Source organism: Rhizobium sp. NZLR8, assembly GCF_019685025.1.
Lineage (GTDB): Bacteria > Pseudomonadota > Alphaproteobacteria > Rhizobiales > Rhizobiaceae > Rhizobium.
In genome coordinates this window covers 166,361-180,109 of sequence record NZ_JABDVY010000009.1, presented here as the reverse complement: position 1 = coordinate 180,109, position 13,749 = coordinate 166,361, and the positions used below count along the sequence as shown (strand labels likewise).

Here is a 13,749-nt window from a genome sequence, read left to right as displayed (position 1 = left end):
AATTTCGTGGAAAAGTTAACGGTCTCTTAATTATGACTTGCGCAGGTGATTCACGCCGGATTCCCGCCATATTGTGACACAGTTTCGTCACAATATGCCTACTCCATCTTTGGTTGAATCAATTTCGACAAAAGTTACTCGCATTGGGAGTCCACTTGCCGTAGCCCGTGGCGACCAGATTGGCGATGACGCGGCAGACATATTGCTTCTGCGCGGGGTCATTGTTAGGACCCGCATGGTATCTGGCTACCGCCATCGTCCATGTCTCGTGACGGTCATGCAGGTTGCGGAGGAATTTTGCCGCATACTCCACATTGCGATGCGGGTCGAACATATCTTCGGCCGAGCCGAAGTTTTCGCCATGATAGTAGTGGTTGATCTGCATGCAGCCGATGTCGATAAGCTTGGCGCCGCTGCTGCGGGCGACATCGAACTGTCTCATCGCGTCCTGCTCCGAGGGCGGAAAGACCGCCCTGCCTTCGACGTTCATGGCGTAGGGATAAAGCGAGCCCTTGCGGCCAGTCTCCGTCAGGCCGACCGAATAGAGGATGCCTTCCGGGATGCCGTACTTGGCAGCTGCCGACTGGATCTCACGCTCGCAGGCGCCGGTGGAAGCGATCGCCTCAGAGGTAAACGCCGCCAATGCCGCTGCTGCGGCCAGCAGAAACGTCTTCAATACCGGTCTCGCCTGCGCCATTGAAGCCCCCATCCGTCCGCTGTGCCGTCTGATTGTGGCGCTCGCGCGCCTCGCCGCCCTGCCCCTGCTGGGGGAGCGACTGCTGCTGAGAGGCCTGGCTTTGGCTGCCGGCCTGGTTGCCGGCGTCGCTACGCTCGACCGGCGCCATGCTGATGGTGACGTTGTCGACGGCGTAGCCCTGGCTGCGCAGAGCTTCGAGAATCTTGCCGTGATCTTCCTTCATCTGACGGTACGCCGCGCCGGTTTCGACCTTGAGGTCGATGTTCAGGGCGTCGCCGGACAGGCGCATAGTCGCCGTCACCAAGCCGAGATCGAGCGGGTTCATCTGGATCTTCAGCGTATTGACCACCTTGCCGGTGCTCGTCCATTCCGCCGCGTTGGAGAGTGCCGAGCTCGGCTCCATGGCGCGCGCCCATTCGGAATCGCCGGAGAGAGCGGCAGTGACGGAGGCGGAATTCGAATTCTGCATCAGGCCGATATAGCGGCGCGATTCAAGGACCGAAACATTTTCGACATCGGCCTTCTTCGAGCCGTCCTTCGGCCCGGCCTGATCGGTGCCGAGGTGAACATCCATAGAGACACCACGGCCATCGGCGCGGCTGATCCTGAACGTCCTGCCGTCGGCGGATTCGGCATTCTCCGATCCGGGAACCTTGACGTCATCCGCCTTGCCGCTGTCGACGTTGCCGCTGACGACCGCCAGGGCGTCCGACGCATGGCCGCCTGCCTTGGCGTCGATACCATCGAGTTTCTTGCCGTCAGGTTTGACTTCATCGGCTTTGGCGGAAGTGTGATGCGCGCCTGCTGCCGCCGATAAAGCGACCGCGCCGTCGGTCGGTTCCTGCTTCAGCAGGCCGAGGACATCGGAAATGCCGCCGTCATCAACGTCGCCGTCGTTGTCGGTGTCGGTTTCCAATGCGTCGGCCCTGGCGTGTTTGCCGCCTTTAGCCGCCTGAACGACCTCGTCTGCCGAGCGGTCCTTTGGGTCGAGCTTGCCGAAGGCAAGATCCGCCGGCATTTTGACCGCGGCCTTTCCAGGCTTTGCCGCGACCTTTTCGGCATTGGCGATCGTTTCCGGCTGCACCTCAGCCTGTGCCTTCAGCGCGGCGTCGCCGAGATCGATCAACGGTTTTGCGCCGTTGCGGCCGCGGATCGTCCGCGCCACTTTCTCGGCGCTGCCATCAGCAACCGCACCCTGATCCGGCTGCGCATCGTCGGCGTCGTCATTGGCGGTACCACCACTTGCCTTGGCAAGTGCGTCGGAGAAGCCATTCTTTTGGCCGGCCGTATCGTCTTTACCGGCCGGTCGCGCAGATTTCGTAATCGCGGCGGACTCCGCACCGGCGGCTCCGCCGGAGACGCTCATATCCATCATTGTTCGTTGCCTTCCTGCGCCAGAAGACCGTCGATCTCGTCGAGCTTGGACCGATTGGTCGTCACAAATGCGTTGAATGAGGGGTCGGTACCCTGGCTCTGGCCAGTCGATGCCACACCTCCCGGAACAGGCTCGGGAAGCGCGCCTGGCGCTCCCGGTTGCGTCTCTATAGCCGCAGCCTTTTCAGAAGTGATTTCTTGATTAGAAGTGTTAGGGTTCGAGGCTTGTGTCAGGCTTGCCGGATCGGGAGCGCGCAGGATCTGCTCGGCAATCGATCGCGCCGCCTCCTGCAGCGCCTGATCGCGCGGTGAAAGCGTGTTGCCAGCGATGTCGCTGACATTCTTCGCCGCCCGGTCGATATCCTCGGTGGGAAGGCCGGCCATGCCGCCATAGAAATTCGCCAGCGGACCGAAGGCATTGTCGGTGCCGCCGCCAAGCGACTGCACACGCTCGACCGCCATGTGGGCCAGCTCCGGCTTACCCGCGATCGCGGCAGCGCGGGCGATGCGCAGATAGACCTCGCGTTGGCGCGGCGCGTCCATGAAGGACAGGATGTCGATGACATCCTGCGGCTTCACGTCGTGATCGTGGCCGACGACGAGCGTGACGAAAAGATCGGCGAACTGGCTGGCATAGGGCGAATGCAGGAAGCGCCTGATATAACGCTGCGAATAGGCCATTCCCCGGTCGAGCATCCCCTTGTCGACGCAGATGGCGACCGAGCGGCGCAGCGCCGCTTCCTCGACGATCGTGCCCGGCGCCGCAAGGCGCGCCTGGTCGTAGAGATCGAGTGCGTCTGCCGGCTTCGTCGCGATCAGCACGTTGCCGCCGATCAATGCAAGGTAAGGGCCGATCTTCTTGTCGCGGTATTCCCTGGCGGTCTCCTCCAGCGTCTTGGCGACGAGCAGCCCCTTGCCGCTCAGATATTTTCTGAGCACATCGGTAACACGGTTGTCGAAATAGCCGTTGACGTCGTGGGCGATCAGATATTCCAGCGTCTGCGGATTGCCGCCGCTCATCGCGTAGATCAGCGCTGCGTCGACATTGCGGTCGTCATCGAAGACCGACGTATCGACGCTGCGCAGCCGCTCGTCGATCGTGCCCAGCATGAAGCGCTGCATCTCACCGGCCGAATGATCGCCGGAGACCACGGAATCCTGCACGAACTGCAGCGACCGCATCATCTTGTACGGCTCGAGATCGTCCGGATCCTGCGCCCTGCCTGCGGCCGACGAAAGCAACGCCAGGCCGAGGGCCACAAATCCGACATAGCGATACTGCCGACGCGCCATCCTGTTATCCTTGATCCGCCTGCACCAGAATCTCAATCCGGCGGTTGGTCGCGTTGAACGGGTCGGACGGCAGCTTCAGCCGACGGTCGGCGAAGCCCGAGACCTGGGAGATGCGCTTCTCGTCGAACCCGCCGCGCACGAGCATGTAATAGGCGCTCTGGGCGCGGTCCATCGAAAGCCGCCAGTTCTCATTCTGCCCGCCCTTGTACGGGCGCCCGTCCGTGTGGCCGCGGATGGCGACCGCGCCACCCCTCTCCTTCAGGATTGCGCCAATCTTTTCCATGGCGAGCACCATCTCCTGGCGTGGAACCGCAGAACCGATATTGAACATCGAATCGTCGTTCTGGTCGGAGATGCTGACCAGCAATCCGCCTTCGGATGCCGTCACGGTCAGGCCTTCGGCAAGCTTGCCGGCAACGCCGCCGATCTGCTGGGCGATCTGCTCCTGCAGCTGCTCGGCTTCCTTCTGCTGCTGCTCGGTCTCTGCCGCGCTCTTGTCGGCATCCTTCCGATGATCGGCGTCCTTTTGCGCTTCGGCCTTCTTATCGCCAGCCTTCTTGTCGCCGGACTTTTTGTCACCCGGCGCCTTGCCGTCCTTGGTCTCGGCCGCGGTCTTGGTTTCCTTGGGTTCCTGACCGGTGGCCTTCTGATCGGTGGTCAGCGGCATCGGCTTCATATCCTCGACCTTGGCGATCTCGGTTGTCCCGCTCTCGGCCGCCTGCTCGTCGTTCTTGCCCGGAGGGGTGGACTTGCCGGCTGTCGTGACCTCGACCTGCTTCGTCCAAAAATCTGGATCGAAGGGATCACGATAGGCCTCGCCGCCATCGGCGCCGGTGGCCGGGCCGGAATCGGCGGCACCGCCATCGCCCTTGGCGCTGACATTGGCCTGCTGGCCGACTTCCTGCGCGATTTCGGCGAGAACCGAATAAGGATTTTCGAAGAAATCGGCCTCGGAATAATTGGTCTGGTCACCTGATGTCGATGTCTGATCGTCACCATCCGCCGCCGATTTGCCGTCGTTCGGGTTTTCTTCCTTCTGTTTCGACTTTTCCTGCTTCTCCTCGCCTTCGGCGTTGTCGACGGGCTTCTTCAGTCCCTTTTCGGTCGGCTTTTCGTCGGAGAGCTTGATCGGATTGAAATAGGTCGCGACCGAGGCCTTGGTCTCCTCATTGGCGGCATTGACCAGCCACATGACCAGGAAGAACGCCATCATCGCCGTCATGAAGTCGGCATAGGCAATTTTCCACGCACCGCCATGGGCGCCATCGTGATCACCGCCGCCATGTCTCTTGACGATGATGATCTCGTTCTTGCCGTGGTGGTGGTTTTCGCCTTCGCTCATTCGAGAACTTTCTTCAAGCTGGCCGCCCAGGCGGACATACGGGTGACGATGACGGATTCACCGATTTCGACGGCAAGATCGATATCGTCAGTCTCAACGTGTCGAACCGCCCCGGCATGTTCGCCGAGTTCGGCCGTTAGGAGTTCGAAAAGCCGGGTCGGCCCGCGCACGACAATCGGGCCGGCGGCACCCTCGAGGATCGCGTCACGCAGCAGGACGGCGAGGCTTTCGGCAGCCTTGGCGGCCAGCGCTTCGGTCATCACAGGTGCTAAGGCGACGGCGGCGCCGGCGCTGACCAGCTGTGCGACCTCTTCGGCGATATCGCGAATGCGGGAGCCAATGACCGCCGCCGCCTCGACTTCGTAGCGAAGCTTCAGCTCCTCGAACTCACGCGCATGGACCTCGGCCAGCGCCCGCGCCTCGGCTTGGAATTTCTCGGTCAAATCAGCGGTGGCTGCGGCATGACCTTGCGCATAGGCTTCGCGGCGCTCCGCCTCGACGTCGATTGGCGGTTCGCTTGGCATTTCGGGAAAACCGTCGCCGCCGAAATCGTCGATGTCGATGATCGGCGCTGACGGTTCCGGTTCACCGAAGTCCTTCAAATACCGGGAAAGCGTAATGCTCATAAAAAACCATCCAGCATTCGGGAGGCATGCAGCATATCCACCCCCGCTCAAAACGACCTTGCGCGCCGGCATGTCGCTTCGAAACGGGCAAGGGCTTCACCTTGCGCCGGCACGGATTCGGACGATGCCTTCGTGCCGGAAACTAGGAAGTCAAACTTGCGCGAGGATGAATGGCGCCGCCATCCGCGATCGCGCTCACCTTTATTCCAGCAGAATCAGAATCTTGCTCGAAGCCGTGTTGAGGATCGAGATTGCTTCGACAGCCATCTGCTTCTGGGTTTCGATCGCCTTCTGCCGGATCGAAGCCTCGTCCATGTCGGTATCGACGAGCGCACCGACGCTCTTGTCGATCGAATCGGCGAGATCGGCAGTGTAATCTATCTGATCGTCGATACGCGTCTTCATCACGCCGATCGAAGCAGCCGTCGTCGTCAGCGAGGAGAGCAGCGAGTCGGTCACATCAAGCATATCGGTGAGTTGCGCATCGGTCGTATTCTGGCCGATCGCAATTTCCGTCCCTGTCGTCGGCGTGGCCGAGTTGGCGTTCAGCAGATAGTAGATGCGCGCCGTCGCGCCGTTGTTGTTGATCGCATTGGCGTCGACCGCCTTGGTGAACAGGCCACCGCTCGCATTGTTCTCGTCGATGAGGATGGTCTGCGACGACGGGAAATCGATGGTCCGGGCCTGATATTCGCCGGTCGGAGCGCGCACGAAGCTTGAGATGACCGACCATGTCGGGGGCGCCGTGGTATTGCCGTTCAGCAGCCAGTTCTCGCCCGCAAACGAGGTCGATTCAACGACCGTCTGCAGTTGCTGTTTGTATTCGCTGATCTCGGCGTTGATCTTGTCCTTGTCGGTGCCCGGCTCTTTCGCCGACACAAGCTTGGCACGAATCTGGCCCATGAGATCGATCGCCGAATTCATCGCCGTGTAGGTCGCGTCCACCTTGGCCGCGCCGAGACCGAGCGCATCCCCGATCGTCCCGAGATTGGTGCTGTCCGAGCGCATGACGGTCGCAACCGACCAGTAGGACGCATCGTCGGCGGCCGTCTCGATACGATATCCCGAGGACACTTGCTGCTGGGTCTGGCCGGCTTCTTTGTTGATGCTGCGCAGCACCGCAAGCGCATTCACCGCGGCCGCGCTGGTAATCTTAACGGTCATCGACAGGCTCTCGGAGTAAGGTAAAAGGGCAGGCCGGATTGCCGGCGGCGACTAAAGTGGCGTCATGCCTCCGGCAGCGTTTCTACCGGCGTGTCGCAAAAGCAAATCAACTCAAAGCGAGGTTAACTCGATATCAACCTGTTCGGCAAGAGCGCGGCGCTGAACTCGCCGCGCCGATCACGGCGGCAGGCAAGCTATTGATATAAAAGAAAAAACCGCGCCGTTTCGGGCGCGGTCCGGGAGGCTTTCTGCTTGCTGCCGAACGATGGCGCAAGATTCGGTCCAGCTTCAGCGCCTGGCTTAGCTGCGGAACAGCGTGAGGATGTTCTGCGCGCTGGAGTTGGCGATCGACAGCGACTGGATAGCCAGTTGCTGCTGCGTTTGCAAGGCCGTCAGCTTGCTCGATTCCTCTTCCATATTGGCGTCAACGAGGCGGCCGACGCCCGAGTCAATCGAATCACTGAGTGCTCCAACGAAGTTTTCCTGCAGTTCGATGCGCGTGGAAATAGAGCCGAGCTGCGAGGCAGCCTTGGTCATGGCATCCAGGCCAGCCTCGATCGAGGTCAGGGCCATGGAAATCTCAGGCGAACCGAAGGTGCTGATGTCCATCGAGTAGATCGAGCCGATAGTGCCGTATGATGTGCCGATAATGCCGGAGCTCGTGTCGATCGTGCCAGTCGAGGTCATGCCGAAGAGAACGTTGCCCATGGAGCTCGTGTCCAGGATGTAATCGGTCGTCTTGACTGAGACATTGCCGCTGCCATCGCGCACGAAAGTAGAAACGACGCTCTTGGTGCCGTCAGCACCAGCAACCCAGTTTTCACCGGAGAAGGAAGCCGACTGCGCGATGCTCAGGAGCTGCTGTTGCAGCTGGCCGATTTCTTCCTGGACCTTGGTCTTGTCGACGCCCTTTTCGGTCGCGGCGACGATCTTCGCCTTGATTTCGCTGATGATGTCGATGGCGCTGTCCATGGCAGAGTAAGCGGTGTCGACCTTGGCGGCGCCGAGGCCGAGGGCGTCGGAGACGGCGGAGAGTGCCTTGTTGTCCGAACGCATCGTCGTTGCGATCGACCAGTAAGCCGCGTTGTCGGCTGCCTTTTCGACGCGGTAGCCCGATGATACGCGATTCTGCGTAGCCTCAAGGCCGTCATTGATTCCGCGGAGTGTCTGAAGCGCGGCCATGGCCGCGACGTTGGTCAAAATGCTGGTCATGAAATGATTGCCCCTTGTCGGCAGATGGAAAAAAGGGACATTCCGGAACGCTACCGGGAACGGGGACCAGCCTCATGCCTGTTAACCGATTCTTAGATTTGGTTAACCCACCGTCTCGTTGACCTGAGAAAACAGCATTATGGTTAATCGATCGTTAACGGACATTAAAAAAACCGCGCTCCATAGAAGCGCGGCTCGTTGCTGGGGGCTCGCCGGAGACCGGCGGGCCGATGTTTTCTGCGGTTATTAGCCGCGGAACAGCGTGAGGATCGTCTGCGAAGAGGAGTTCGCGATCGACAGCGATTGCACGGCCAGCTGCTGCTGGGTCTGCAGAGCGCTGAGCTTGGAGGATTCTTCTTCCATGTCGGCGTCGACGAGGCGGCCGACACCGGAGTCGATCGAGTCGCTGAGTGCGGACACGAAGTTTTCCTGCAGTTCGATGCGCTTGGAGACCGAGCCGAGAGCAGCGCCGGCGCTGGTCATGGACTTCAGAGCCGATTCAACGTTCGTCAGAGCCGACTGGATCTCGCCGAGGGTGAAGTTGGTGATGTCCATCGCGTAGACAGAACCGGTCGCGCCATTCGACGTGCCGAGAATACCCGTGGAGGTTTCGACTGCCCCGCCGCTCATGCCGAACAGAACGTTGCCCACGCTGCTATCGTCGAGCACATAGTCGGTCATCACGACCGACACGGCGTTGGAGCCGTCACGGACGAAGGAGGCAACGACATTCTTGGTGCCGGAAGCGCCGGCCACCCAGTTTTCACCCGAGAAGGAAGCCGACTGAGCGACGCTCATCAGCTGCTGCTGCAGCTGGCTGATTTCTTCCTGGACCTTGGCCTTGTCGACGCCGTTTTCAGTGGCGGCAACCAGTTTGGCCTTGATGTCGCCGACGACGTCGATGGCGCTGTCCATGGCGGAATAAGCGGTGTCGACCTTAGCGGCGCCGAGGCCGAGAGCGTCGGAAACAGCCGAGAGAGCTTTGTTGTCCGAACGCATGGTCGTTGCGATGGACCAGTAAGCAGCGTTGTCGGAAGCCTTGCCGACGCGATAGCCGGACGAAACGTGAGCCTGGGTTGTCTGGAGACCCTGGTTGATGCCACGGAGAGTCTGGAGGGCTGCCATTGCAGCGTTATTGGTGTTGATGCTCGTCATAGTTTAATTGCCCCTTGTTGGCAGATTTTAAGAAGGGACATTCCGGATTTTCGGCCGGCCCACAGCGATCAGCATCATGCCTGCTAACCATTTTTTGTTAAGGTTAACTCGCCGTTTCGATGGGCCTAGAAAACACCAAGATGGTTAAGGAAAGCTAAATCCAAACTGGAAATTACTTAAAAATATCTGAGACTTAGAAGAGTTTTCATTAACCTTATGTTAAAACATTTCGCGGCCGGGGATGACCCGGCCGCGAAACTTGGAAACCTTGTGCCGACCGGTCTTAGCGGAACAGCGACAGGATGTTCTGCGAAGAGGAATTCGCGATCGACAGCGACTGGATCGCCAGCTGCTGCTGGGTCTGCAAGGCGCTGAGCTTGGAGGATTCTTCTTCCATGTTGGCATCGACCAGACGGCCGATACCGGAGTCGATCGAGTCGCTGAGCGCGGACACGAAGGTGTCCTGATTGTCGATGCGCTTGGAGAGCGAGCCGAGAGCAGCGCCGGCGCTGGTCATCGACTTCAGAGCCGATTCGACGTTCGTCAGAGCCGACTGGATCTGGCCGGCGGTGAAGCTGGTGATGTCCATCGCGTAGATCGAGCCGGTCGCACCATTCGAAGTACCGAGGATACCGGTGGAGGTTTCGACCGAACCGCCGCTCATGCCGAACATTACGTTGCCCGCGCTGCTGTCGTCGAGAACGTAGTCGGTCGTGGTTACCGAAACGGCGTTGGAGCCGTCGCGGACGAAGGAGGATACGACGCTCTTCGTGCCGTCAGCGCCGGCAACCCAGTTTTCGCCATTGAAGGAAGCCGACTGGGCGATGCTGAGGAGCTGCTGCTGCAGCTGACCGATTTCTTCCTGAACCTTGGCCTTGTCGACGCCGTTTTCAGTGGCGGCAACCAGCTTGGCCTTGATGTCGCCGACGACGTCGATGGCGCTGTCCATGGCGGTGTAAGCGGTGTCGACCTTCGCAGCGCCAACGCCGAGGGCGTCGGAAACAGCGGAGAGTGCCTTGTTGTCCGACCGCATGGTCGTTGCGATCGACCAGTAAGCAGCGTTGTCAGAAGCCTTTTCAACGCGATAGCCCGACGAAACGTGGTTCTGCGTCTGGTTTAGGCCCTGGTTGACGCTACGCAGCGTCTGGAGAGCGGCCTGTGCGGAAGTGTTCGTGTTAATGCTTGTCATAAATCTGTCCCCTGGAAACTAGATACAAAAAGGAGGACATACCGGACTATAGTACCGGCGATGACGGACCAGCTTCATGCTACTCGGCGCCTTTTTTGTTTGGCCCAAACCCGTCATGTCCAGGGCAATCTCGCAGCCAATGCTTGCCAACTTCTTAAAAATACTGGCCTCAAGCCGGCTCCTCGCAGGGCATAGTTAATGCTTGCTGAATATATTCCTCTACATTCTAATTCTCTTGGAAAGTAAGCGTTTTCCCTGCGGAAAAGCGGCCATTTCGCCGGGAAAACAGAGGTTCGTCAACTCACCGGTTTCAAGCAAGCTTCGAATGCCAATGTGGCAGGCGCCGGGATAGCACCATCGGACCGATCCACCCGTTTTCGGGGAGGACAAACCGTGCATGCGCCGGGCGATCGACCGCCATTGCCAGAACATTTCCTTCACGGAGTTGGGTTTTGAACAGCAAAGTTTCGTTCTCTGCGGCATCCAAGGATTACCAGATGGGCCGCTACACACAGTCCCTGGCGACGCTCAACCAGTTGATGGATATCCAGCAGGACGCCAAGACCTATGCGCTGCTGGCCAAGAACCTCGTGCAGCTCGGATTCAAGGCCGACGCCGCGAAAGCCTATGGCCTGGCCGGCAACTGCGAAGGACCGAACGCCTACGAATACCAGAAACAGGCCGCCAAGCTGCATTACGAGACTGGCAACGAGGACGAAGCGCTGCTGATCGCCATGCGCAACCTTGCCAAAGCGCAGGAAGATGCCGAACTCGCTTTCATCATCACCGCGATCTATCTGAAGCGCCAGCAGCGCGATATCATCCGTCCGTTCAAGACGGTGCTGTCGGAAAGCATGAATCCCGACCACATGCGTCTGGCGGCCCTGCTGCTCAGCGACGATCTCAACGATGCAACCAACCAGAAGCTGGCGCGCAACCTCTTCAAGCGTTTTCCAGGCAATCACGCCTTCCGCTTTCTCCACCTTGTTTTCGCCCGCGAATTCAACGAATTCGAAGAGGCAGCCAAGCATCAGGCGGTGATCGACGCGGCCCTTGCGAAAGGCGATATCGAGATCCTGCGCAAAGACAACCCGTTCTATCACCTGCACTGGTGCGGCAACGAGGACTTCAACCGCTATGCGACGATCGGCACCACACCTCTCAACCACGAACGGGTGACCTTCCGCCGCAACCAGCCGCACATCTGGTCGGACAAGATCCGCATCGGCTACATGTCGTCGGACTTCTGGGACCGGCACGCGACGATGAAGCTGCTGCAACGCATCCTCGAACTGCACGACAAGGATCGGTTCGAGGTGACGCTCTTCTGCCATACAGGCCCGGAATACCTAAAGCACAACGACACCGATCGCAGCCGTTGGGGCAGGATCGTCACCGTTCACGGCTTCTCCGACCGGGCGATGCTGGAAACGGTGCGCGCGCATAATATCGACATCATGGTCGACCTGAAGGGTCATACATCAGGCAGCCGCGCGACTGCTTTCAACCTGCCGCTGGCGCCGGTACATGTCGGCTGGCTCGGTTTTCCCGGCAGCACCGTCAATATCGACCTGGACTATGTCATCGGCGACCATTCGGTGTTGCCCGAGGTGGCCAAGCCTTTCTATCACGAAAAATTCTGCCGACTGCCGGAAAGCTACCAGCCGAACGATCCGATGCATCGTCCGAAGCCGCGCGCCGTCACCCGTGAGCAGCTCGGCCTGCCGGAAGATGCCTTCATCTTCGCCTCCTTCAACGGCAACCGCAAGATTACGCCTGAGGTAATCGACAGCTGGTGCCGCATTCTCAAGCGCGCGCCGAACAGCGTGCTCTGGCTGATGGCGAATTCGCCGCGCAACCAGGCAAATCTCTTGAAGCAGTTCCAGGCGGCAGCCATTTCGCCCAAGCGGATCATCTTCTGCCCTCGCGCTCCCTACGAACAGCACATCGACCGTCAGCAGGCGGCCGACCTCGGCATCGACACCTTCCCCGTCAACGGCCACACGACCACCTCGGAGCAGCTCTGGGGCGGCCTGCCGGTTCTGACCGTCAAAGGCACCAACTTCGCCTCACGCGTCAGCGAGAGCCTGCTGCGGGCCATCGACCTACCCGACCTCGTCGCAAGCGACCTGCAGGACTACGAGGATATGGCCGTGGAACTGGCCGAGAATCCCGGGCGGATCGCCGAATACAAGGCACATCTCAAGGAGAAGCGCTATATTGCGCCGCTCTTCGATGCCGAACGGTTCTGCGACCATCTGGAGCAGGCCTATGAAATCATGGCCGCGCGCGCCAAGCAGGGTCTCGCACCCGACCACATGGACATCGCGGCGCTGCCGCCGCGCACCGCGCCGTTCGCCGCGGAGTGAGGCTTTTAACGCCACGAAAGAACCCGCCGGGGCAATCCGGCGGGTTTTCACGTTTGGAAAAGGAAGAGGCCGCAGCCTGTCAGTTGAATGAGCGCACCAGGCTGCCGACAAGCAGGTTCCAGCCGTCGATCAGCACGAAGAAGAGAATTTTGAACGGCAGCGAGATCGAGGTCGGCGGCAGCATCATCATGCCCATCGCCATGGTGATGGTAGCGACGATCAGGTCGATGACGAGGAACGGCAGGACGACGAGGAAGCCGATCTCGAAGCCGCGGCGAATCTCGGAAATCATGAAGGCCGGGATCAGCACACGGTAGTCGATCGGATCGGTCGTCTGGATATTTTGTCCGCGTTCACGCGCCAGATCGACGAAGAGCGCCAGATCCTTGTCGCGGGTATTGGCCGACATGAAGGTGCGGAACGGTTCGGCGATCCGCTGGACCGCCTCGGTTTCGTTGATCTGATTGGCAAGCAGCGGCTGCACGCCGTTCTGCCAGGCCTGATCGAAGGTCGGCGACATGACGTAGAAGGTCATGAACAGCGACAGCGACAGAAGGATCATGTTGGAGGGCGTGGAGGAGAGGCCCATGCCTGAGCGCAGGATCGAGAAGGCGATGATGAAGCGCGGGAAGCTCGTCACCATGATCAGGATGCCCGGCGCGACCGAAAGAATGGTCAGCAGGCCGAAGGTGCGGATGATCCAGGCGGCGACGGAGCCATCGACCGGCACGTTCAACAGGTTAGTCGGCAGCTGCTGTGCCACCGCCAGTTCCGGTACCGCTATCATGGCGGCAAGGAAAACTATGAGACGAATCATTCGATGACAAATGTCCTGAACATGACCTTCGATACGCGCCCTTGCGAGCGAAGGTCAACACGTTCCTGTATGTCATCCTTGAGATATTGAAAGCCCCGCGGCCCCTCGATCTGCTGCAGGGAAACGGTCCTGATATATGCGAGGATATCCTGATGAATATCCTCGGAAACCTTGACATCCGGCGGCCCGTTGAAGAGCAGCGCGACCTCAAGTCGGACCCAGTTTTCGGAGGGGTAAGCGAGATTCGACGTGATCGGCTCGAGCTGGACGACGTTGTTGGCCTCGGTGGAGATGTGGGCCAGGCCTTCCTCACCCTTTTTCTTCGCTTCGGCGTCCTTGGCCTGCTCGGCCTCCTTGGCGCCCTTGATGTTGGGCGCGACGATCGTGCCGACCGCCCAGCCGCCACCGGCGCCGAGCAGCGTCAGGACGGCGACGCCGATGATCGTCATCAGCGTGCCGGATTTCTTCTTTGATTGATCTGCGCTTGCGTCTGGCTCTGCCATCGTCGTTC

General features: G+C 60.0%; 12 protein-coding genes. 1 reads left to right on the top strand and 11 read right to left on the bottom strand.

The genetic code is table 11. The features are described from left to right. Positions 1 to 118 precede the first annotated feature (118 nt). From HJB89_RS20535 to HJB89_RS20495, 9 genes are all read right to left on the bottom strand, one after another. Positions 119 to 676, bottom strand: a complete 558-nt coding sequence (locus HJB89_RS20535) for a lytic transglycosylase domain-containing protein (RefSeq protein WP_207582946.1) — start codon at positions 674 to 676, stop codon at positions 119 to 121. Next, entirely contained in the window at positions 624 to 2,072 is a 1,449-nt protein-coding gene (locus HJB89_RS20530; RefSeq protein WP_207582945.1) for a flagellar hook-length control protein FliK, read from the bottom strand. The genes HJB89_RS20535 and HJB89_RS20530 overlap by 53 nt, the downstream gene beginning before the upstream one ends. Beyond that, positions 2,069 to 3,364: a chemotaxis protein MotC gene (motC, locus tag HJB89_RS20525; RefSeq protein WP_221150451.1), complete on the bottom strand. Its 1,296-nt coding sequence runs from the start codon at positions 3,362 to 3,364 to the stop codon at positions 2,069 to 2,071. Before motC ends, HJB89_RS20530 begins: the two co-directional genes overlap by 4 nt. A gap of 4 nt (positions 3,365 to 3,368) precedes the next feature. After that, positions 3,369 to 4,706 carry a MotB family protein gene (locus tag HJB89_RS20520; protein ID WP_207582943.1) on the bottom strand — a complete coding sequence of 446 codons (1,338 nt, stop codon included), beginning with the start codon at positions 4,704 to 4,706 and terminating at the stop codon, positions 3,369 to 3,371. After that, positions 4,703 to 5,332, bottom strand: a complete 630-nt coding sequence (locus HJB89_RS20515) for a hypothetical protein (protein ID WP_221116089.1) — start codon at positions 5,330 to 5,332, stop codon at positions 4,703 to 4,705. Before HJB89_RS20515 ends, HJB89_RS20520 begins: the two co-directional genes overlap by 4 nt. Positions 5,333 to 5,533: 201 nt before the next feature. Continuing rightward, complete coding sequence (locus HJB89_RS20510; protein ID WP_221150450.1) at positions 5,534 to 6,496, bottom strand: flagellin; 963 nt, start codon at positions 6,494 to 6,496, stop codon at positions 5,534 to 5,536. 300 nt (positions 6,497 to 6,796) lie between these two features. Next, complete coding sequence (locus tag HJB89_RS20505; protein ID WP_207582940.1) at positions 6,797 to 7,708, bottom strand: flagellin; 912 nt, start codon at positions 7,706 to 7,708, stop codon at positions 6,797 to 6,799. Positions 7,709 to 7,954: 246 nt separating this feature from the next. Continuing rightward, a complete protein-coding gene (locus HJB89_RS20500; RefSeq protein ID WP_207582939.1) occupies positions 7,955 to 8,863 on the bottom strand; it encodes a flagellin in 909 nt (302 codons plus the stop codon). 283 nt (positions 8,864 to 9,146) lie between these two features. Next, positions 9,147 to 10,052: a flagellin gene (locus HJB89_RS20495; RefSeq protein ID WP_207582938.1), complete on the bottom strand. Its 906-nt coding sequence runs from the start codon at positions 10,050 to 10,052 to the stop codon at positions 9,147 to 9,149. A gap of 452 nt (positions 10,053 to 10,504) precedes the next feature. Here HJB89_RS20495 and HJB89_RS20490 point away from each other — a divergent pair, with 452 nt between their 5' ends. Continuing rightward, complete coding sequence (locus HJB89_RS20490; RefSeq protein ID WP_221140277.1) at positions 10,505 to 12,421, top strand: glycosyl transferase; 1,917 nt, start codon at positions 10,505 to 10,507, stop codon at positions 12,419 to 12,421. Between the two features lie 79 nt (positions 12,422 to 12,500). Here the strand turns inward: HJB89_RS20490 and fliP are convergent, their stop codons facing one another. Continuing rightward, positions 12,501 to 13,238, bottom strand: coding sequence for a flagellar type III secretion system pore protein FliP (gene fliP, locus HJB89_RS20485; protein WP_207582936.1), 738 nt, complete (start codon positions 13,236 to 13,238; stop codon positions 12,501 to 12,503). Next, positions 13,235 to 13,741, bottom strand: coding sequence for a flagellar basal body-associated protein FliL (fliL, locus tag HJB89_RS20480; RefSeq protein ID WP_207582935.1), 507 nt, complete (start codon positions 13,739 to 13,741; stop codon positions 13,235 to 13,237). The genes fliP and fliL overlap by 4 nt, the downstream gene beginning before the upstream one ends. Positions 13,742 to 13,749 lie beyond the last annotated feature (8 nt).